Origin of the sequence: Streptomyces sp. CB00455, assembly GCF_001905445.1 — a bacterium.
In the GTDB taxonomy this organism is placed as follows: Bacteria; Actinomycetota; Actinomycetes; order Streptomycetales; family Streptomycetaceae; genus Streptomyces.
In genome coordinates this window covers 258,605-278,611 of the sequence record NZ_LIVQ01000009.1, presented here as the reverse complement: position 1 = coordinate 278,611, position 20,007 = coordinate 258,605, and the positions used below count along the sequence as shown (strand labels likewise).

Sequence of the window (20,007 nt, the reverse complement as noted above, 5' to 3'; positions counted from 1 at the left end):
GGAACGCGGGGTCGGCGGGGGTGGGCGGGCCTGCGGGGGGTCGGCTGCCTGGACCGGGGGACTGCGGCCATGGTACGTATATGAGTGACGTTATACGTATTACCCCGGCTGGATCCGGGCAGAAGGGGGCGGGACATGGCCGCGGGTTACGCGGAACTGCTCAGGACCCGGCACGCCGCGAGGTTGCTGGTGGGCACGCTGATAGGCCGGCTGCCCAACGGCACGGCGCCGATCGCGATCGTGCTCTTCACCCGTGCCGAGGGGGGCAGCTACAGCCTGGCGGGCGCGCTCGCGGCCGCCTACGGCGTGGCCAACGCGGTGGGCCAGCCGCTGCTCGGTCGGGCGGTGGACCTGTTCGGCCAGCCGCGGGTCCAGCTGCCGGCCGCGGTGGTTTCCGCGCTCGGCATGGTGTGGCTGTCCGTGTCCGGGACGGGGTCGGCGGCGGCCGCGTACGCGGCGGTGGTCGTCGCGGGCCTCTTCACGCCTCCGCTGGAAGGCGGCCTGCGGGCGCTGTGGCCGACCGTGCTGGGTGGCAAGGAGGAACGGGTGCACGCCGCCTATGCGATGGACGCGGTGGCCCAGGAGGTTATGTTCACCGTCGGCCCGCTGCTGGTGACGCTCTTCGTCGCGCTGTGGTCGCCGGCCGGGGCGCTGCTCGCCCTCAACGCCATCGGCGTGCTGGGTGCGCTGTCGGTCGTGGTCAGCGAGCCGTCCCGGCGCTGGCGTTCGGCGCCGCGCGAGGCCCACTGGCTGGGCGCGCTGCGCTCGCGGGGGCTGCTGGCGCTGCTGGGGGCCTTCTTCTTCGTGGGTACGGCGCTCGGGTCGATCACCGTGGCCGGTGTGGCGTACGCCGACGACCACGGCGGTCAGGCGGTGTACGGGTGGCTGATGGCGGCGGTCGGGCTGGGCGCGCTGATCGGCGGGGTCTGCTACGGGGCGCGCCGGTGGACGGGCGCCTCCGAGCGGCGGCTGCGGATGCTGGTGGCACTGCTGGCGCTCTGCTACCTGCCGCTGATGCTGACTCCGGCACCGGTGGCCATGACGGTCCTGGCGGCGCTTTCCGGTGTCTTCCTGGCGCCTTCCCTCGCGTGCGCGTTCATCGTCGTCGACCGGCACGCCCCGGCGGGCACGGTGACGGAGGCGTTCTCCTGGCTGGTGACCTTCTTCGGCGTGGGGGCGGCCATCGGGACGGCGGGCGCCGGGCCGGCGGTGGAGCTGGGCGGCACCGCCGCGGGCTTCGGGGTGGCCGGCGCGGCCGGTGTCGCGGCGTTCCTGGTGCTGACGGCCACTCAGCGGGCGCTGGCAACCCCGGGCCGGGGCCGGGAAGTGGCGGGCTCCGCTGAGGGGCCGTCCGAGGGGTCCTGCGCGGCGCCGTCCACGACGCGGTCGGCGCCCTGATCCAGGGGGCGGCGGGCGGGTGGCGGGCGGGCGTGTCGGACGGGCGATCGGAAACTGATCGGAACGGCGCTCTCGAACCCGGTTTCAGAAGGGGGCAGAAGGCGTAATGTTCAGTCATGGACCGCCGCATTTTCGGGCTGGAGAACGAGTACGGCGTCACGTGCACGTTCAGGGGACAGCGCCGACTGTCTCCTGACGAAGTGGCGCGCTACCTCTTCCGCCGTGTTGTGTCATGGGGCCGCAGCAGCAATGTCTTCCTGCGGAACGGCGCCCGCCTGTACCTCGACGTGGGTTCGCATCCGGAATATGCAACTCCCGAATGCGACAACGTGACCGAGCTGGTCACGCACGACAAGGCCGGCGAGCGCATTCTCGAAGGCCTGCTCGTCGATGCCGAACGCCGCCTGCACGAGGAGGGAATCGCGGGCGACGTCTATCTCTTCAAGAACAACACCGACTCGGCGGGCAACTCGTACGGCTGCCACGAGAACTACCTGGTGGCCCGGCACGGGGAATTCTCCCGCCTGGCGGACATTCTCATTCCCTTCCTCGTCACGCGGCAGCTCATCTGCGGCGCGGGCAAGGTGCTCCAGACCCCCCGGGGCGCGGTCTACTGCGTGAGCCAGCGGGCCGAGCACATCTGGGAGGGCGTCAGCTCCGCCACCACCCGCTCGCGGCCGATCATCAACACCCGCGACGAACCGCACGCGGACGCCGAACGCTACCGACGGCTGCACGTGATCGTCGGCGACTCGAACATGTCCGAGACGACCATGCTGCTCAAGGTCGGGGCCACCGATCTGGTGCTGCGCATGATCGAGGCGGGCACCGTGATGCGGGACCTGACCCTGGAGAACCCGATCCGGGCCATCCGTGAGGTCAGCCACGACATCACCGGACAGCGCAAGGTGCGCCTGGCGAGCGGCCGGGAGGCCTCCGCGCTGGAGATCCAGCGGGAGTACTACGACAAGGCCGTGGACTTCGCCGAGCGCCGGGGCATCCGTACCGGCGTGGTGGACCAGGTGCTGGAGCTGTGGGGCCGCACCCTCGACGCGATCGAGGCGGAGGACCTGGACCGGATCGGGACCGAGATCGACTGGGTCATGAAGTACCAGCTGATCGAGCGGTACCGGGCCAAGCACAACATGACCATGTCGAACCCGCGGGTGGCGCAGATAGACCTCGCCTACCACGACATCCACCGCCGGCGCGGGCTGTACTACCTGCTGGAGCGCAAGGGGCAGGCGGCGCGGATCTGCAACGACCTCAAGATCTTCGAGGGCAAGTCGGTGCCCCCGCAGACGACGAGGGCGCGGCTGCGCGGCGACTTCATCCGCCGGGCGCAGGAGCAGCGGCGGGACTTCACGGTGGACTGGGTGCACCTGAAGCTGAACGACCAGGCGCAGCGGACCGTGCTGTGCAAGGACCCTTTCCGGTCGGTGGACGACCGCGTGGAGAAGCTGATCGCCGGCATGTAAGCGCAGGATGTGACATCGCACCGATCTTGGCCAGGGCCTCGTACGGATCTCGTACGGGGCCCTGCCCACGGCTTAGAGTGGCGGGCGACCACCTTGCCGTCTGAGATCTGAGGAACACGTGCGCCGACTTGCCGGCCTGCTTGTCGTACCCCTTCTGCTGCTGTCGACAGCGGCCTGTGGCGACGACAAGGGCTCCGACTCCGCCCAGATGAAGAACGGGGTGCCCGCGATCAGCAAGGGCGCCAAGTTCGGGGAGACGCCCACCCTGTCCAAGGGGCAGGGCGAGCCGCCGAAGGAACTGAAGGTGGAGACCCTCAGCGAGGGCACCGGCCCGGTGCTGAAGAAGGGCGACATCGCCCAGGTCAACTACCTCGGCCAGGTGTGGGACGGCAAGGAGCCCTTCGACGCCAGCTTCGGCAAGGGCAAGCCCTTCGACGTCACCATCGGCGCCGGCATGGTCATCAAGGGCTGGGACCAGGGCCTGGAGGGCCGCAAGGTCGGCAGCCGTGTCGAACTCGTGATCCCGCCGGCTCTGGGCTACGGCGAGCAGGGCTCGGGCGACAAGATCAAGCCCAACGCCACCCTGGTCTTCGTCGTGGACATCGTCAAGGGCACCTCCGTCCCGGCCTCGGCCACGGGCAAGGAGGTCGCGCAGGACAACAAGGACCTGCCCAAGGTCGGCACGAACACGGACGGCAAGGAAGTCTCCGTGACCGTCCCGAAGGACACCGCCGAGCCCGCCAAGCTGGTCTCGAACTACGTCCTGGACGGTGACGGCCCGGCGGTGAAGGACTCCGACAGTGTCGTCGTCAAGTTCAACGGCAAGACGTGGAAGGACGACAAGACCTTCGAGTCCACCTACGCCACCGACACGACCGTCACCTGGCCGATGGCGGAGCTCTCCGTCAAGGGCCTGAAGGAGGGCCTGCTCGGCAAGAAGGTCGGCAGCCGGATCTTGCTGGTCATCCCGCCGGACATGGCCTTCGGTGACAAGGAGCAGGGGACCATCCCGGCCAAGTCGACGCTGGTCTTCAGCCTCGACATCCTCGCCGTGATGTAAGACTGTTCCGGTCGCCTCCCGGCCGGGTGCCGGGAGACGCCCCCTGTTCGTACGTATGAGGAGCACTTTCCGTGAGCGACAAGCTCGAGAAGCCCGAGATCGACTTCCCCGAGGGCGAGGCCCCCAAGGAGCTCGTCAAGGAGGACATCTGGCTGGGCGACGGCGAGGAGGCCAAGCCCGGCGACCGGGTCTCCGTCCACTACGTGGGCGTGGCCTTCTCCACCGGCGAGGAGTTCGACGCCTCCTGGAACCGTGGCTCCGCGCTCCAGTTCCAGCTCGGTGTCGGCCAGGTCATCGCCGGCTGGGACCAGGGTGTCCAGGGCATGAAGGTCGGCGGCCGCCGCAAGCTCGTCATCCCCGCGCACCTGGCCTACGGTGACCGCGGCGCGGGCGGTGCGATCGCCCCGGGCGAGACGCTGATCTTCGTCTGCGACCTGGTGAAGGTCGGCTGATCCGGACGTCCGCGATCGGCTGATCCGCACGTCCGCGATCGGCCGATCCGCACGTCCGCGCTCAGCGCAGGGGCCCCCGCCGACTGGCGGGGGCCCCTCGCTTTTGTCCGGGCGCGCCGGGGCGGTACGGTCAGCGGTCACGAGGGTGTGTCGAGGACGGGGGAACGGCGTCGATGGCGATTGCCAAAGCCGAGCGGCTGATGAATCTGGCGCTGTGTCTGCTGGGGACCCGCCGGCCGCTCAGCAAGCGCGAGCTGCGCGGTTCCATCGAGGCCTACCTGGAGGCCGGCAACGACGAGTCCTTCAACCGCATGTTCGAGCGGGACAAGGACGACCTGCGCGAACTCGGCCTGGTCATCGAGACGGTGGAGAACCTGGAGGGCGAGACCGGCTACCTGGCCCGCCGCGACAGCAACCGGCTGCCGCCCGTCGCCCTGGACGCCGAGGAGGCTGCCGCCCTGGGCCTGGCGGCCAAGGTATGGCAGCAGGCCCGCCTCGCCGGAGCCGCGAGCGGCGCCCTGCAGAAGCTGCGCGCCGGTGGCATGCCGGAGGCCGAGGACCCCTACGAGGGCCAGCACAGCGCCATCGAACCGCGCATCCCCGTCCACGAGGCGGCCTTCGAGCCGCTGATGCTGGCCTGCCGGGACCGGCGGCCGGTGGTCTTCGACTACCGCAAGTCCACCGCCGCCCGGCCCGAGGCCCGGCAGGTGGAGCCGTGGGCCCTGGAGTGCTGGCGCGGCCACTGGTACCTGGCCGGCTTCGACCGCGACCGCGGCGCCGAGCGGGTCTTCAGGCTCTCCCGGATCACCGGCAAGGTGCGCTCCCGCGCCGGCAGGTACACGGCCGAGGTGCCGGACGTGGTCACCGTACGGGAGACCGTGGAGAGCTGGGCCGGGGAGAGCGCCGACCGCTCCGCGCTGATCCGGCTGCGCGCCGGGGCGGGTTACCCGCTGCGCGCCAAGGCCACCTCCGTGCGCGAGGGCGCGGACGGCTGGGACGAGCTGGAGATCCCGTACGGGCACGGACTGGACGCCTGGCTGGTGGAGTTCGGCCCGGACGTCGTGGTGGTGGGGCCGGCCGACCTGCGCTCGGACGTCGTGGACCGGCTGCGCGCCGTGGCCAAGGGCTGAGAGGGGCCCCGCGCGAACCGCGGGCCGCACGAACCGAACCGCACGCCCTGAGGGGGAGACGTACCAGCATGGCTGCCAACGCCATCGACCAGACCCGCCGGATGCTGTCCCTGGTGACCTACCTGCGCGAGCGCCCCGGCGCGCACGTCGCCGACGTCGCCCGCGCCTTCGGGATCACCGAGGACGAGCTGATCTCGGACCTCGACGTGCTCCCCATGTGCGGGACCAGCTTCCGGGGCGGGGACCTGCTCGACATCGACACCGACGGGGAGCGCATCTGGTGGCGCAACCCCGACGCCTCGGGGGAGTCCACCGCCGAGCCGCTGCGCCTGGCCGCCGACGAGGCGACCGCGCTGCTGGTCGCCGCCCGCGCGGTCGCGACGCTGCCCGGGCTGCGCGAGAGCGACCGCGACGCGCTCCTGCGGGCCACCGCCAAGCTGGAGGCGGCGGCCGGCGAGGCCGCCGGGGCCAGCTCCCGGCTGTCGGTGACCTTCGAGTCCGAGGGCGGGGTCTTCGCCGACGTGGACCGGGCCATCGCGGAGCGCCGCCGGCTGTGGCTGCGCTACTACTCGCCCGCGCGCGACGAGCTCACCGAGCGCAAGGTCGACCCGATCCGGCTCTTCGCGGTCGGGCACACCTACATGGAGGGGTGGTGCCACCTCTCCGAGGCCCGGCGCACCTTCCGCCTCGACCGGGTCGCGGAGATCCGGCTCCTGGACGAGCGGGCCGAGCCGCCCGCCATCGAGCCGCGCGACCTGTCCGAGGGCCTGGTCCAGCCCGCCGCGGAGGACCCCGAGGTCGTGGTCGAGGTGGGCCCGGGCGGGCGCTGGGTCGCCGAGTACTACCCCCACGACAGCGCCGAGGAACTGGCCGAGGGGGGCCTGCGGATCACGCTGCGCAGCCCGGACCCGGCCTCGCTGCGCCGGCTCGCGCTGCGGCTCGGCCGGGAGGGACGGATCGTGGCCCCCGCAGAGCTGGCGGAGAGCGCGCGGAAGGCGGCTCGAGAAGCACTCGCGGGGTACGGGGAACAGGTCTGAGGGGAGCAGCGGCCGATGTCGCCTACGTCCGGAGCCGTCGCGTTCAAGGCGGCCTGTCCCGACTGCCGCGCCCGCTTCGAGCTGGAAGCGGGCGCCTTGCGGCTGGCCATCGGCGGCAGCCGGCGGACCACCTTCTACTCCTTCACCTGTCCCGAATGCGGCGCTGCGGTCCGTAAACCCGCAGGTGAGCGGATTGTGGAACTCCTGACGGGCGGCGGGGTGCGCACCCTGCGCAGCGTGTGAGGGCGGCGGTGGCCTAGGCTCGTCCCATGCTGTGGCCCATGTTCGCAATTGCCCTCGGCTTCCTCGGGCTCGTCGTCCTCGCCGTGCCCGCGGTCCGTGTCTTCGTGGCGGTCCGCAGGCTTTCCGCGCAGGTCGCACGGGCCAGCGGGCGGATCGCCGACGCGTCGGAGGATCTGGAGCGGGCCGCGGCCGATCTGGCCCGGGCGGGTCGCGCCGCACGACCGTGAAGCAGGACGAACACGGGTGACGGGGGCGTCGGCGACCGGCCCGCGCGCAAGCGGGGGTACCCCGGGGGATTGCCGGGCGTTAACCCCCGGGGGTTACGATCCTTGCCTGAGCGGTTACCGGATATGGGTCCGGACCGACCAGGGCCACCACAACCAGCCGTTTCGGTGAGAAGGAAGACACACATGATCGGCAATCTGAAGCCCCTCGAGATCCTTCTGATCATCGCTGTCATCGTCCTGCTGTTCGGCGCCAAGAAGCTCCCCGAGATGGCGCGCTCGCTCGGCAAGTCGGCCCGCATCCTCAAGAGCGAGGCGAAGGCCATGAAGAAGGACGGCGAAGCAGAGGACGCGGCCCCGGTCGCGGACCAGGCCCCGCAGCAGCCCGTCGCCCCGCGCACCATCCAGGCCGCGCCCGGCGACGTCACCAGTTCCCGGCCCGTCAGCGAGCCGAACCGCACCACCCAGGGCTGACACCAGCCGGACGCGTCAGTCATCTGCAACGAGACAAGGGACGTGGGTTGCTCAAGTCTGCCCGCAAGCAGGGGAAGCAAGGACGACAGGCCAAGGACGCCGAAGGGCGCATGCCTCTCGTCGAGCACCTGCGTGAGCTGCGAAACCGTCTGCTGAAGTCGGTCCTGGCGATCCTCGTGATCACCGCCGTGGCGGCCTTCTTCTACAAGGACCTCATCGACTTCATGCTGAAGCCGATGCTGGACTCCGTCGGCTGCACCGACGGGGTGGTCTCCCAGCGCAACGGTCGCCCCTGCGCCGACATGACCGTGAACGGTCTGATCGCGCCCTTCTCGATCGCCCTGAAGGTCTCCCTCACCGCGGGCGTGGTCCTCTCCGCGCCGGTGTGGCTCTACCAGCTGTGGGCCTTCACCGCCCCCGGCCTGCACAGCCACGAGAAGAAGTACGCGGTCAGCTTCGTCGCGGTCGGCGCCCCCCTCTTCGGCGCCGGTGCGGTCCTCGCGTACAAGATCCTTCCGCAGACCGCCGTCATCCTGCTCGACTTCACCCCCGAGAACGCGCGCAACCTGCTGCCGGTCGACGACTACCTCGACCTGGTCACGCGGATGGTCGTCGTCTTCGGCCTGGCCTTCGAGCTGCCGCTGCTGCTGATCCTGCTGAACGTGACCGGTGTGCTCACCGCGAAGCGGCTGGCGAGCTGGTGGCGCGCCATGGTCCTGGGCATCACGGTCTTCGCCGCCTTCGCGACCCCCACGGGCGACCCCCTCACCATGCTGTCGCTGGCCGCCCCTATCGTGGCCCTGTACTTCGTCGCGCTCGGCATCTGCCTGGTCAACGACCGCAGGCGGGCGCGCGGCAACCCCGACGCGGGCCTGGACGACGACGAAGCCTCCGAGCTGGACCTGACCCCCGCCCCGATCGGCGCCCTGGAACCGGTCCCCGCCCCGGCGGCCCTGCCGGGCCGCACCGACGGCGTGGGCGAGCGGCTCGACGGGTACGACGACGCGACCTGACGGGCGGCCGCCGGGAGGCGCCGTCCGGGACCGTCCGGGCGCCGCCCCCGCCTGCCCGGGGCGGTACGGGCCCTCCCCCCTAAATGATCGCGACTGTTGTCAGGGGCGACGGGTAGGCTCGACAGCAAGATGACCGAAGAACTCTCACCCGCCGAGCGGTACGCCGCTGCCCGGATCCGCGCCGCCGAAGAGGCCACCGCGCTGCACCCCTTCCGGGACATGTACGAATTCGATCTGGACCCCTACCAGGTCGAAGCCTGCAAGGCGCTGGAGGCCGGCAAGGGCGTCCTGGTGGCCGCGCCGACCGGCTCGGGCAAGACGATCGTCGGCGAGTTCGCCGTGCACCTGGCCCTCCAGCAGGGCCGCAAGTGCTTCTACACGACGCCCATCAAGGCCCTGTCGAACCAGAAGTACGCCGACCTCGCCAGGCGCTACGGCGCCGACAAGGTGGGCCTGCTCACCGGCGACAACAGCGTCAACTCCGAGGCGCCGGTGGTCGTGATGACCACCGAGGTGCTCCGCAACATGCTGTACGCGGGCTCGCAGTCGCTGCGCGGCCTCGGCTACGTCGTGATGGACGAGGTGCACTACCTCTCCGACCGGTTCCGCGGAGCCGTCTGGGAAGAGGTGATCATCCACCTGCCCGAATCGGTGACCCTGGTGTCGCTGTCGGCCACCGTGTCCAACGCGGAGGAGTTCGGCGACTGGCTGGACACCGTGCGCGGCGACACCGAGGTGATCGTCTCGGAGGAGCGGCCCGTACCGCTGTGGCAGCACGTCATGGCAGGCCGCCGGATCTACGACCTCTTCGAGGAGGAGTCGGACCACGGAGGCCGCGGCTCCGCCCGCCGGGAGGTCAATCCCGACCTGCTGCGCATGGCCCGCGAGGAGAACAGCCGCACCTACAGTCCCAAGGACCGCCGGCGCGGCAAGATGGTCCGCGAGGCGGACCGCGAGCGCGAGCGCCGCTCCCGGGGCCGGATCTGGACGCCCTCCCGCCCCGAGGTCATCGCCCGCCTCGACGGGGACGGCCTGCTGCCCGCCATCAACTTCATCTTCAGCCGGGCCGGCTGCGAGGCCGCCGTGCAGCAGTGCCTGTACGCGGGCCTGCGGCTCAACGACGAATCCGCGCGGCTGAAGGTCCGCGAGATCGTCGAGACGCGCACCGCCTCCATCCCCACCGATGACCTGCACGTCCTGGGCTACTACGAGTGGCTCGAAGGCCTGGAGCGGGGCATCGCCGCGCACCACGCGGGCATGCTGCCCACCTTCAAGGAGGTCGTGGAGGAGCTCTTCGTACGGGGCCTGGTCAAGGCCGTCTTCGCCACCGAGACCCTGGCGCTGGGCATCAACATGCCCGCCCGCACGGTGATCCTGGAGAAGCTGGTCAAGTGGAACGGCGAACAGCACGCCGACATCACCCCCGGTGAGTACACCCAGCTGACCGGCCGGGCCGGCCGGCGCGGCATCGACGTCGAGGGCCACGCCGTGGTGCTGTGGCAGCGGGGCATGGACCCGGTGGCGCTCGCCGGGCTGGCGGGTACCCGTACGTATCCGCTGCGCTCCAGCTTCAAGCCGTCGTACAACATGGCCGTGAACCTGGTCAGCCAGTTCGGGCGGCACCGCTCGCGCGAGCTGCTGGAGACCTCCTTCGCGCAGTTCCAGGCCGACCGGTCCGTCGTCGGGATCTCCCGGCAGGTGCAGCGCAACGAAGAGGGCCTGGAGGGCTACCAGGAGGGCATGACCTGTCACCTGGGGAACTTCGAGGAGTACGCGCAGCTGCGCCGCGACCTCAAGGACCGGGAGACGGAGCTGGCCAAGCAGGGCGCGGCCCAGCGCCGGGTGCAGGCCGTCGGTTCGCTGGAGAAGCTCAAGCCGGGCGACATCATCCACGTGCCGACGGGCAAGTTCGCCGGGCTCGCGCTGGTCCTGGATCCGGGCGTGCCGGCCGGGCGGGTCAACGGGCACCGGGGGTACGAGTACGCCGAGGGCCCGCGCCCGCTGGTGCTCACCGCCGAGCGGCAGGTCAAGCGGCTCGCCGCGATCGACTTCCCGGTTCCGGTGGAGGCCATCGACCGGATGCGCATCCCCAAGACCTTCAACGCCCGCTCACCGCAGTCCCGTCGCGACCTCGCCTCCCAGCTGCGGACCAAGGCCGGGCACATCGCGCCGGAGCGGCGGGGCCGCGGCCGGGCGGCCGCGGCCGACGACCGCGAGATCGCCCGGCTGCGGGCCGAGTTGCGGGCGCACCCGTGCCACGGCTGCGACGAGCGCGAGGACCACGCCCGCTGGGCGGAGCGCTACCACCGGCTCAAGCGGGACACCCAGCAGCTGGAGCGGCGCATCGAGGGCCGGACGAACACCATCGCCCGCACCTTCGACCGGATCCACGCGCTCCTGACGGAGCTGGACTACCTGCGCGAGGACGAGGTCACCGTGCACGGCAGGCGGCTCGCCCGGCTCTACGGCGAGCTGGACCTGCTCGCCTCCGAGTGCCTGCGCGCGGGCATCTGGGAGGGCCTGAGCCCGGCCGAACTGGCCGCCTGCGTCTCGGCGCTGGTCTTCGAGGCGCGGCAGTCCGACGACGCGGTCGCGCCGAAGGTGCCGGGCGGCGCGGCGAAGGCGGCGCTCGGCGAGATGGTCCGCATCTGGGGCCGGCTCGATGCCCTGGAGGAGGAACACCGCATCAACCAGGCGGAGGGCGTGGGCCAGCGCGAGCCGGACCTCGGCTTCGCATGGGCGGCGTACCAGTGGGCCAGCGACAAGAGCCTGGACGAGGTGCTGCGCGAGGCCGAGATGCCGGCCGGCGACTTCGTGCGCTGGTGCAAGCAGGTCATCGACGTGCTGGGGCAGGTCGCGGCGGCGGCTCCCGCGTCCTCGGGGGACAGCGGCAGCACGGTGGCCCGCAATGCCCGCAAGGCCGTCGACGCGCTGTTGCGGGGTGTAGTGGCCTACAGCTCGGTCGGCTAGGCGCGTTTGGGGGTTCCTCCGAGAACGGGCCCGGCTCGATCTGATCTCCAGCCATGATCGAATCGCCGTGCCCTGTGCGACGATCGAGCCATGAGTGCGGGAGCGGACGAAGGGCCGAGACGGGTCGGCCGGCCACGCGCCGACCGGCTGAGACCGCAGAGCGGCCGGCCGCCGCGCGAGGAACTCCTCTGCGCGGCGGCCGAGTTGTTCACCGCCCGGGGATACGCGGCGACCACCACGCGGGCAGTCGCGGAGCGGGCGGGAATGCGCCAGGCAACGATGTACCACTACTTCGGCGGCAAGGAGGAACTCCTCGCCGAGCTGCTGGAGTCCACGGTGGCGCCGTCGCTGGTGCTGGGCCGGCAGTTGCTCGCCGATTCCGGGCGGCCCGCCGCGCGGCGGCTGTGGGAGCTGTGCCGCTCTGACGTACTGCTGCTGTGCGGGGGCCCGTACGACCTCGGGGCGCTCTACCTGCTGCCCGAGGTGCGGGGCGGGCGGTTCGCGCAGTTCCGCCGGATGCGGGGCGAACTGAAGGGCGTCTACGGGATGTTGCTGGGCGCGGCCCGTGCGGACGCCCGGCCGGCCGGTGACCGGGCCGGCCTCGCGATCCGCAACGACCTGGTCTTCGGGCTGATCGAAGGCGTCATGCTGATCCACCGGTCCGCTCCCGCGCGGCCGGTGGCCGTCTTCGCCGAGGCCACGGCCGATGCGGCGCTGCGGATCGCCGGCGTCGAGGCGGCCTGCCGGGAGCCGGTGGCCGGTAGCGCCTCCTAGGCGCGTCCCGCGCGTCTGGCGTCTCTCCTGCCTCCGGTGCCCCTCGTGTGGCTAGGGCCTGTGGGGCTGACCGTGCCCTTCCTGCCCTCGGGCCGCTGCCGGGTCGCCGCCGGGTGCCGGGGCCGTGGTGTCCGGGGTGCCGGCTTCCCAGCCGGCGCGGTCGTGCCAGGCCTGGAGGGTGCGGCCGCTCTCGAAGCGGTGGGCGGCCCCCGTGACCGGATCGGTGAACTCCAGCACCCGGGACAGCAGTTGGAGGGGGCGCCGGTAGTCCTGCGGATCGGGATCGGTCACCCGCGGGTACACCGGATCGCCGAGGATCGGCAGCCCCAGGGCGTTCATGTGCACCCTCAGCTGGTGGGTGCGGCCGGTGTGCGGCGTCAGCCGGTAGCGGCCCAGTCGGCCCCGCGTCCCGGTCAGCTCTACGACGGTCTGCGCATTGGGCTCGCCGCCGGGCACCTCCGTCGCCGCGATGACCCCGCGGGTCTTCTCGATGCGGCTGCGAACGGTGCGCGGAAGGCTGATCCGGGGATCGTGGGGCGCGAGGGCCTCGTACTCCTTGTGGACCCGCCGCTGCTGGAAGAGGAGCTGGTACGCCCCGCGGTCCCCGGGCCGGATGCTGAACATCACCAGCCCTGCGGTCAGCCGGTCCAGCCGGTGCGCCGGGCTCAGGTCGGGCAGGTCCAGCTCGGCGCGCAGCCGGGCGAGGGCGGTCTGGGTGACGTGGCTGCCGCGCGGAGTCGTCGCCAGGAAGTGCGGCTTGTCCACGACCAGCAGGTGCGCGTCGCGGTGGACGACGCGGAGCGCGAAGGGCACCGGCGGCTCCGCGGGAAGGTCGCGGTGGAACCACAGGAAGGCGCCCGGCTCGTACGGGTCCCCGGCGCGCAGGACACGGCCGCCGGGGCCCAGCACCCGGCCGGCCCGCAGCAGGGCGCCGATGGCCTCCGCGCCCGGGCCGCCGGCGTAGTGGGCGTCGAGGTAGCTGCCGAGGTCGGGCCAGGCGCCCCGCGGATCCGGGGGCAGGCGCAAGCGGACCGGGTCGATTCCGGAGCGCTGGGGGAGGGGCGAAGGAGGTGCCTGGGCTCTGCGTCTCATCGTGGGACAGGCTATGCGGCTACTGACGGGTGAAGGTGCCCAGGTGGTTGTGGTCCAGGTACTCGATCCGGACCGTGCCGTCGGTGAAGGTCACCCCGGTGCGGCCGACCGCGTTCTCGCCCGTCGTCTCGAAGCTGAAGGTGTCGCCGTCGTAGTGGGCGAGCGGGAAGCGCAGGGGCTTCGGGCCGAGGGCGAGGGTGAGCGCGCCCTTGTCGTCGGCGCTCACCGTGAGCTTGCCGTAGTACGGGTTGTCGTAGGCCCCCGTGTACGCGGCGCTGTTCTGGGCGGGCCTGGCGGAGGCGGGCGGGTGGGCGTAGTCGGTGGCGGAGCGGCCCGCCTGGTCCATCTGCGCGTACAGCGCGCCGGCCAGGCCCAGCCAGTCGGCGGTGGCCTTGCCGCGCTCGGCGACGTCGAAGAAGTCCAGCGCGACGGCGTCGGCGAGGCCGACGGGGGCGCCGTTGGTGAGGACGACGATGCCGAGGCGCTCCAGCGGGAGCATGGTGACGTTGGCGTTCGCGCCCAGCTCGAAGGCTCCGGAGTGGCTCAGGCGCAGTCGGCCGGCGTCGTCGTAGGAGACGTTCCAGCCGAGGCCGTAGAAGCCGGTACGGCCGGCGGGCCCGGAGGGCGGCTGCGACACGATGGCGGGCAGATGCGTGCGGGCGAGGGTGTCGGCCGGGACGATCCGCTTCCCGTCGAGGGTGCCGCCGGCGAGCTGCAGGCGCAGCCAGCGGGACATGTCGCGGGCGGTGGAGCTGACCCCGCCGGCCGGGGCCTGGGCGTCGGGGTCGCGGACGTAGCGGGGGCTCCAGGTGCCGTCCGGGTTCCTGACGTGGGTGGCGGCGTGGTCGGGGGCGTCGGCGAAGGCCGAGAACTCGGTGCTCGTGTGGGCCATGCCGGCGGGCTTGAACAGGGTGTCGGCGCTGAGCTTCTGCCAGCTGGTGCCCTTGGCGCGGGCGACGGCCTCGGCGGCGGCCGTGAAGCCGAAGTTGGTGTAGGCGTAGGTCGCGCGGAAGGGGGCGAGGGGTTCGAGACGCAGGTGGTCGAGGATGTACGACTGGTCGTATCCGAGGTCTTCGAGGAGGTCGCCGGCGTGGTCGGGCAGGCCGCTGCGGTGGGAGAACAGGTCGGCGGTCGAGACGTGGTCGGTGACCCAGGGGTCCTTGAGGGAGAAGCCGGGGAGGGACGTGTGGCGGTCCCACTGGTCGGGGTCGGTCAGGGTGCCGGCCACGACGGTGGAGGAGACAGGCTTGGAGAGGGAGGCGATCTGGAAGACCGTGTCGGGATCGACGGTGGCGCTCTCGCCGGTGCGGCGCACGCCGAAGCCCTTGAGGTGGACGACCTTGTCGTTGTGGACGACCACCACGGAGACGCCGGGGACGCCGGTGCGGCGCATCATGTCCTGGACGGTCCCGTCGAGGCGGGCCGTCGCCTTGTCGACCTGGGCGTCCGTGAGCCGGGGTTTCGGCGCGGGCGGGGGGCTGGGGGCCGCCGATGCCGTCCCCGCTGCCGCTGTGGTGGCCAGCAGGGCGGTGGCGGCCGCCGATGCCGCGAGGGTGCGGAGGCTGGGCGTACGCATGAGGCCATTGTCCCGCCGGACGGGTGAGGGCGCGCGGGGTGGCGGGGCGGTGGGGGTGCGGTGCGGTGCCGCCGCCGCTGGGTTTGGCTGTGGAGGCGGCGGGGCGGGCCGTGGTGGGGTGCGGCGGCGTTGCCGGGGCGCTGCCCCGGGCCCCGCGCCTCAAACGCCGGCGGGGCTGGGTTTGGCTGCGGCGTCGGCGGGGCTGGGTGTGGCTGTGGAGGCGGGCGGGGCGGGGTGTGGCTGCGACTGGGCGGGGCTGGTGGGCCGTGGTGCGGCGGCGTTGCCGGGGCGCTGCCCCGGGCCCCGCGCCTCAAACGCCGGCGGGGCTGGGTTTGGCTGCGGAGGCGGGCGTGGCCGGGTGTGGCTGTTGAGGCGGGCGGGCCTGGGTGTGGCTGCGGCGTGGGCGGGGGTGGGTTTTTGTTCCCGGGGCCTGCGGTTCGATCGTGTGCGGAGCCGGGAACGGGGGTCAGGCTGCTGTGGCGTGGTCCTGTTCGGCTTCCACCGCGGCGTTCCAGTCCCGCTTGATCGCACGCCAGCCTTCGTCCGTCTCGCCCAGGCGCCAGTAGCCCGAGATCGACAGGCGTTCGCGCGGGATGCCCCGCTCCATGCGGAGGTGGCGGCGCAGGTCCTTGACGAAACCCGCCTCGCCGTGGACGAAGGCGTGCACGTCCGCGGACGGGAACTCCAGCGACGTCACCGCCTCCACCAGCGCCTCGCCGATCGGGCGGTCGCCGCGGTGGATCCAGACCGGGGCGGTCCCGTCCGGCGTCGAGACCTTCTGCTCGGCCTCCGGGCCCTCCACCTCCACGAAGGCGTGGACCCGCGCGCCCGCCGGCATCCGCTCCATGGCCGCCGCGATCGCCGGCAGCGCGCTCTCGTCGCCGACCAGCAGGTGCCAGCCGGCCGTCGGCTCCGGGGCGTAGGCGCCGCCCGGGCCGAGGAAGCGTACGGTCTCGCCCGGCTGGACCCGCGCCGCCCACGGGCCGGCGAGGCCCTCGTCGCCGTGCACGACGAAGTCGAGGGCCAGCTCCCGGTGCTCCGCGTCCCAGCTCCGCACGGTGTACGCGCGCTGCCGCGGCCACTGGGCGCGAGGGAAGTCGGTCCGGATCCGGTGCAGGTCCCACGGCTCGGGGTAGGCCACGCCCTGCGGCGGGAAGAGGATCTTGATGTAGTGGTCGGTGAACTCGCCCGCGTCGAATCCGGCCAGGCCGTCACCCCCCAGCACGATGCGCACCATGTGCGGCGTCAGCCGCTCGGTGCGTACGACGACGGCGGTGCCGACGGTGCGGGCGCGTCCTTCTGCCACGGTGTCTCCCCTGACTCCCCTGAAACTTAGGATGACCTAAGTTAGCATCTCAGTGGCGCAGCGCGCCGCTCAGGCGCGACACGGCGCCTCCCAGGCCCCACCGGCGGGCAAGGGCCTCGACCAGATCGGGCTGGGCCGGGACCGCCGGAAGCGCCGGGTCGAAGGCCGGCAGCGGGACGTCCGCGGCCACCTGGACCACCTTGGGAGCCACCGCCAGATACGGCCGGGATTCGTCCAGGCGCCTGCGCTGCGCGGGGGTCAGCTTCGAGGCGGGGTCGTCGATCGCCGCGATGATCCCGGCCAGCGAGCCGTAGGCGTCCAGGAGCTTGGCCGCGGTCTTCTCGCCGATTCCCGGGACCCCGGGCAGGCCGTCGCTCGGGTCCCCGCGCAGCAGCGCCAGGTCCGCGTAGCCGGGGCCGTCCACGCCGTACTTCTCGCGCAGCCACGCCTCGTCCGTCACCTGGAGGCTGCCCACCCCCTTGAGGGGGTACAGCACCCGGCGCCGCTTGGCGTCGTCCACCAGCTGGTAGAGGTCCCGGTCGCCCGTGACGATGTCCACCGGGCCGCTCGCGCGGGCGGTGAGCGTGCCGATCACGTCGTCCGCCTCGTAACCGGCCACGCCCACACGGGCGATGCCGAAGGCGTCCAGGGCGGTCTCGATGATCGGCACCTGCGGGGCGAGCGTGTCGGGGGTCTCCTCCACGTCCGGGCCGCTCTCCGTCTCCTGCGCCACCCGGTGCGCCTTGTAGGAGGGGATCAGCTCCACCCGCCACTGCGGCCGCCAGTCGGCGTCCATGCAGGCCACCAGATCGTCCGGCCGGTGGTCCTGGACCAGCCGGCCGATGAAGTCGAGCAGTCCGCGCACGGCGTTGACCGGGGTGCCGTCGGGGGCCTTCACGGAGTCCGGCACACCGAAGTAGGCCCGGTAGTAGAGGGAAGCGGTGTCCAGGAGCATCAGGCGTCGTGTCGTCACGCAGACGATGATGCCGCAACGGCGGCGGCGGCTCCCGGCCACCGTGACGGCCGGTTCTCCCGCCCGCCCGGGGGCCACGGACGGTGAGCGGACCGGTACGGGAGCGGTACGGGAAGAGCCGTGCACGCGAAACCGGGGGCGGTTGCTGCGTAAGGTGCTTACAGCACACCGATGCGCGACGGACATGGGGAGGGCAGCCCCGAAATGGACGACAGGGACGGCAAGGACGGCCCGGACGCCAAGGACGACAGGGACGACAAGGGCAAGGACAAGGACAAGGACGGCAAAGAGCCGCTCCGGGTGGGCGTCGCCGTGCGCAAGCGGCGCCGCGCGCTCCACCTGACCCTTGCCGCCGTGTCGGCGCGCAGCGGCCTCTCGGTCCCCTTCCTGAGCCAGATAGAGAACGAGCGGGCCCGGCCCAGCATGCGTTCCCTGGAGCGCGTCGCGGACGCGCTGGAGACCACGGCCGTCGAGCTGCTGGCCGCCTCCGACACCGCGCGCACGGTGGACCTCGTGCGGGCCGGGGACGATTCCGCGCTCACGCCGGTGCCGGGCGTACGCCCCCTGGTCCGCGGCCACCACCAGCTGCACGCGCTGGAGTTCACCGGGGACCAGGACGCCGGCGGTGAGTACCAGCACCGCAACGACGAGCTGATGTACGTGGTCTCCGGCGCCTGCCAGGTGGAGGCCGAGGGGCGCGCCTACCGGCTGGAGACCGGCGACGCCCTGTTCCTGTCGGGCGGTGTGCGCCACCGGTGGCGGGCCGTCACCGAGGACACCCGGTTCCTGGTGGTCGCGGTGGGCGAGCACATCCACGCGACCTCCGAGCCGCCTTCCCCGGGCACCTGAGGGGACGGGAAGGACGTGCGCGTCGTCTCGCTGGTGCCGTCGCTGACCGAGGCGGTCGCGGTGAGCGCGCCCGGTGTGCTGGCGGGCGTCACCGACTGGTGCACGCACCCCGCGGACCTGGGCGACGCGGTCCGGATCGGCGGGACGAAGAACCCCGACGTGCGCAGGATCACCGGGCTGCGCCCCGATCTGGTGATCGCCAACGAGGAGGAGAACCGGGCCGCGGACCTGGCGGCGCTGGGGGAGGCCGGGATCGAGGTGCTGGTCACCGAGATCCGGGACCTGCCGCAGGCGCTGCGCGAGCTGGAGCGGGTACTGGTGGGGGCGCTGGGGCTGACGAGGCCGAAGTGGCTGGCGGATGCCGAGGCCGCGTGGGCCCGGGTGGAGCCGGCCGGCGTACGGCGTGCCGTCGTACCGGTGTGGCGGCGGCCGTGGATGGTGCTGGGCCGCGACACCTTCGCCGGTGACCTGCTGGCGCGGCTGGGGGTGCGCAACGTCTACGCCGGGCACGCCGAGCGGTATCCGCGGGTGCCGGTCGAGGAGCTCGCCGCCGCCGGCTGCGATCTGGTGGTGCTCCCCGACGAGCCGTACCGCTTCACGGCCGAGGACGGCCCGGAGGCGTTTCCGGGCCTGCCGGCAGCGCTGGTCAGCGGCCGGCACCTGACCTGGTACGGGCCTTCGCTGGCCGAGGCTCCGGCGCTCCTGGGCCGGGCCCTGCGCGCGGCGGGCTGAGCCTTCGCCCGGGCGGCGGTTCCGTCCCGGTGGGACGGTCAGGCGCCGAGGAGGCGGCCGGTGCACAGACCGCGCAGGGTGTGGGCCGCCGCGACCAGCCAGGCGGTGAGCAGGCCGAGGAAGAGGGCCGCGGCGAGCCACGCGAAGGCGGCCAGACCGGTGTGGCGGGCCAGGCCGGCGGCGCCGGTGACGCAGGTGCCGACGGGGAAGGTCAGCGCCCACCAGGTCATCGCGAAGCCCATGCCGCCCCGGGCCGCCCGGATCAGCATGGCCGCGGCGAGCACCAGCCAGAGCAGGGCGAACCCCATCGCGGGGACCCCGTAGACGACCGCGAAGGCGCCCAGCGCTTCGGCGTAGGGGGCGCCGATGGACCGGGGCGCCACGTCGGCGAGCTGGTTGACGGCGGTGGTGGACTGACCGAGCGGGCCGAGGACCAGGAAGAGCGTCGGCGTCAGGGAGAGGGGGAGCGGGCCGCCCACCAGCAGCCGGCCGAAGACCAGGGGGAGCATCAGCAGGGTGGCCAGGAGACTGATGCCGAACATGGCGTAGCAGGCGAGCAGCAGTCCCTCGCGGGGCTGGCCGGCCGGCAGGTGGGGGATCAGCAGCGGGCCCTGCGCGGCGGAGACCATCGGGGCGACCAGGGGCAGCAGCCAGACGGGGGTGGCCTGCCGGGCCTCGACCCCGTGCCGGACCACCATCAGGTACGGGACCGCCACCGCCATCACCAGGCCGATCACGGTGCCGGCGGTGAACAGCACGGCGTCTGCGGCGACGGCGGCGCCGGTCCCGACGAGGTCCTTGCCGACGACGAGGGTGCCCCCGCCGACGGCCAGCAGCGCCATCGGGAGACAGCCGTAGAAAGGGGCGACGGCGGGGTCGAGGAGATGGGCGCGGGCCTGGTCGCGGTGGCGGATCCAGTGGCCGGCGCGGGCGGTGAGCAGCACGGCGAGGGCGGCGGCCGACAGGGCCCAGACGATCTGGCAGGCCGCGCGCCGGCCGGGGAGCTGATAGGGGAGGGCCGCGCCGGCGACGGCGACGATGGCCGTGCCCATGACGGTGGCGTACCAGTTGGGGCCGAGCTGCCGCAGGGCTTCGTGGGCCCGGGGGGCGGTCTCGGGGGTGGAGCGCGGGGTGCGGGGTCGCACGAGGGTGGTGGCCATGGGACGAGCCTCGTGGCGGGACGGTCCGCCCGGCAGAGGTCATCTTTCTATCAGGTCATAAACTGA

Annotated in this window: 18 protein-coding genes and 1 pseudogene; 14 read left to right on the top strand and 5 right to left on the bottom strand. The window is 72.5% G+C overall.

Annotation, left to right across the window (positions count from 1 at the left end):
* Window positions 1–135 precede the first annotated feature (135 nt).
* The 12 genes and pseudogenes from AMK16_RS29745 (at window position 136) to AMK16_RS29690 (ending at window position 12,253) form a co-directional block, all read left to right on the top strand.
* Window positions 136–1,505 (top strand): annotated as a pseudogene (locus tag AMK16_RS29745) (MFS transporter).
* Between the two features lie 9 nt (window positions 1,506–1,514).
* Complete coding sequence (gene pafA / locus AMK16_RS29740) at window positions 1,515–2,876, top strand: Pup--protein ligase (RefSeq protein ID WP_073920416.1); 1,362 nt, start codon at window positions 1,515–1,517, stop codon at window positions 2,874–2,876.
* 118 nt (window positions 2,877–2,994) lie between these two features.
* Window positions 2,995–3,936 carry an FKBP-type peptidyl-prolyl cis-trans isomerase gene (locus AMK16_RS29735; protein ID WP_073920415.1) on the top strand — a complete coding sequence of 314 codons (942 nt, stop codon included), beginning with the start codon at window positions 2,995–2,997 and terminating at the stop codon, window positions 3,934–3,936.
* Window positions 3,937–4,007: 71 nt separating this feature from the next.
* Window positions 4,008–4,388, top strand: coding sequence for an FKBP-type peptidyl-prolyl cis-trans isomerase (locus tag AMK16_RS29730; RefSeq protein WP_073920414.1), 381 nt, complete (start codon window positions 4,008–4,010; stop codon window positions 4,386–4,388).
* 173 nt (window positions 4,389–4,561) lie between these two features.
* Window positions 4,562–5,518 carry a helix-turn-helix transcriptional regulator gene (locus AMK16_RS29725; RefSeq protein WP_073920413.1) on the top strand — a complete coding sequence of 319 codons (957 nt, stop codon included), beginning with the start codon at window positions 4,562–4,564 and terminating at the stop codon, window positions 5,516–5,518.
* A 68-nt stretch (window positions 5,519–5,586) separates the two neighbouring features.
* A complete protein-coding gene (locus tag AMK16_RS29720; protein ID WP_073920412.1) occupies window positions 5,587–6,555 on the top strand; it encodes a helix-turn-helix transcriptional regulator in 969 nt (322 codons plus the stop codon).
* A gap of 15 nt (window positions 6,556–6,570) precedes the next feature.
* Entirely contained in the window at window positions 6,571–6,798 is a 228-nt protein-coding gene (locus AMK16_RS29715) for a hypothetical protein (RefSeq protein WP_073920411.1), read from the top strand.
* 26 nt (window positions 6,799–6,824) lie between these two features.
* The gene (locus tag AMK16_RS29710) at window positions 6,825–7,025 is read left to right on the top strand and encodes a hypothetical protein (RefSeq protein WP_073920410.1); all 201 of its coding nucleotides are present in this window, start codon (window positions 6,825–6,827) and stop codon (window positions 7,023–7,025) included.
* Window positions 7,026–7,208: 183 nt separating this feature from the next.
* Entirely contained in the window at window positions 7,209–7,496 is a 288-nt protein-coding gene (gene tatA / locus AMK16_RS29705) for a Sec-independent protein translocase subunit TatA (protein ID WP_073920409.1), read from the top strand.
* Between the two features lie 47 nt (window positions 7,497–7,543).
* Window positions 7,544–8,509 (top strand): twin-arginine translocase subunit TatC, encoded by a 966-nt coding sequence (tatC, locus tag AMK16_RS29700; protein WP_073920408.1) that lies wholly within the window; start codon window positions 7,544–7,546, stop codon window positions 8,507–8,509.
* Between the two features lie 129 nt (window positions 8,510–8,638).
* Window positions 8,639–11,479, top strand: a complete 2,841-nt coding sequence (locus AMK16_RS29695) for a DEAD/DEAH box helicase (protein ID WP_073920407.1) — start codon at window positions 8,639–8,641, stop codon at window positions 11,477–11,479.
* A gap of 90 nt (window positions 11,480–11,569) precedes the next feature.
* Window positions 11,570–12,253, top strand: coding sequence for a TetR/AcrR family transcriptional regulator (locus tag AMK16_RS29690; protein WP_073920406.1), 684 nt, complete (start codon window positions 11,570–11,572; stop codon window positions 12,251–12,253).
* Window positions 12,254–12,304: 51 nt separating this feature from the next.
* Here the strand turns inward: AMK16_RS29690 and AMK16_RS29685 are convergent, their stop codons facing one another.
* From AMK16_RS29685 to AMK16_RS29670, 4 genes are all read right to left on the bottom strand, one after another.
* Window positions 12,305–13,345 carry an RluA family pseudouridine synthase gene (locus AMK16_RS29685; protein ID WP_079191809.1) on the bottom strand — a complete coding sequence of 347 codons (1,041 nt, stop codon included), beginning with the start codon at window positions 13,343–13,345 and terminating at the stop codon, window positions 12,305–12,307.
* A 19-nt stretch (window positions 13,346–13,364) separates the two neighbouring features.
* The gene (locus AMK16_RS29680) at window positions 13,365–14,921 is read right to left on the bottom strand and encodes a serine hydrolase (protein ID WP_073920405.1); all 1,557 of its coding nucleotides are present in this window, start codon (window positions 14,919–14,921) and stop codon (window positions 13,365–13,367) included.
* A 466-nt stretch (window positions 14,922–15,387) separates the two neighbouring features.
* The gene (locus tag AMK16_RS29675; protein ID WP_073920404.1) at window positions 15,388–16,227 is read right to left on the bottom strand and encodes a siderophore-interacting protein; all 840 of its coding nucleotides are present in this window, start codon (window positions 16,225–16,227) and stop codon (window positions 15,388–15,390) included.
* Between the two features lie 49 nt (window positions 16,228–16,276).
* Window positions 16,277–17,182 (bottom strand): 5'-3' exonuclease, encoded by a 906-nt coding sequence (locus tag AMK16_RS29670; RefSeq protein ID WP_073920403.1) that lies wholly within the window; start codon window positions 17,180–17,182, stop codon window positions 16,277–16,279.
* 318 nt (window positions 17,183–17,500) lie between these two features.
* On the opposite strand from AMK16_RS29670, the gene AMK16_RS29665 reads away from it, so the two are divergent.
* Window positions 17,501–18,049, top strand: a complete 549-nt coding sequence (locus AMK16_RS29665) for a helix-turn-helix domain-containing protein (protein WP_073920445.1) — start codon at window positions 17,501–17,503, stop codon at window positions 18,047–18,049.
* Between the two features lie 15 nt (window positions 18,050–18,064).
* Window positions 18,065–18,781: a helical backbone metal receptor gene (locus AMK16_RS29660; protein ID WP_073920402.1), complete on the top strand. Its 717-nt coding sequence runs from the start codon at window positions 18,065–18,067 to the stop codon at window positions 18,779–18,781.
* Window positions 18,782–18,819: 38 nt separating this feature from the next.
* Here the strand turns inward: AMK16_RS29660 and AMK16_RS29655 are convergent, their stop codons facing one another.
* Window positions 18,820–19,941 (bottom strand): TDT family transporter, encoded by a 1,122-nt coding sequence (locus AMK16_RS29655; protein ID WP_079191808.1) that lies wholly within the window; start codon window positions 19,939–19,941, stop codon window positions 18,820–18,822.
* Between the last annotated feature and the right edge of the window lie 66 nt (window positions 19,942–20,007).

Coding starts and splice junctions, on each gene's coding strand:
- pafA (WP_073920416.1), top strand. CDS start 1,515: ATGGACCGCCGCATTTTCGGGCTGGAGAACGAGTACGGCGTCACGTGC.
- AMK16_RS29725 (WP_073920413.1), top strand. CDS start 4,562: ATGGCGATTGCCAAAGCCGAGCGGCTGATGAATCTGGCGCTGTGTCTG.
- AMK16_RS29720 (WP_073920412.1), top strand. CDS start 5,587: ATGGCTGCCAACGCCATCGACCAGACCCGCCGGATGCTGTCCCTGGTG.
- AMK16_RS29715 (WP_073920411.1), top strand. CDS start 6,571: ATGTCGCCTACGTCCGGAGCCGTCGCGTTCAAGGCGGCCTGTCCCGAC.
- AMK16_RS29710 (WP_073920410.1), top strand. CDS start 6,825: ATGCTGTGGCCCATGTTCGCAATTGCCCTCGGCTTCCTCGGGCTCGTC.
- tatA (WP_073920409.1), top strand. CDS start 7,209: ATGATCGGCAATCTGAAGCCCCTCGAGATCCTTCTGATCATCGCTGTC.
- AMK16_RS29695 (WP_073920407.1), top strand. CDS start 8,639: ATGACCGAAGAACTCTCACCCGCCGAGCGGTACGCCGCTGCCCGGATC.
- AMK16_RS29690 (WP_073920406.1), top strand. CDS start 11,570: ATGAGTGCGGGAGCGGACGAAGGGCCGAGACGGGTCGGCCGGCCACGC.
- AMK16_RS29685 (WP_079191809.1), bottom strand. CDS start 13,345: ATGAGACGCAGAGCCCAGGCACCTCCTTCGCCCCTCCCCCAGCGCTCC.
- AMK16_RS29680 (WP_073920405.1), bottom strand. CDS start 14,921: ATGCGTACGCCCAGCCTCCGCACCCTCGCGGCATCGGCGGCCGCCACC.
- AMK16_RS29670 (WP_073920403.1), bottom strand. CDS start 17,182: ATGCTCCTGGACACCGCTTCCCTCTACTACCGGGCCTACTTCGGTGTG.
- AMK16_RS29655 (WP_079191808.1), bottom strand. CDS start 19,941: ATGGCCACCACCCTCGTGCGACCCCGCACCCCGCGCTCCACCCCCGAG.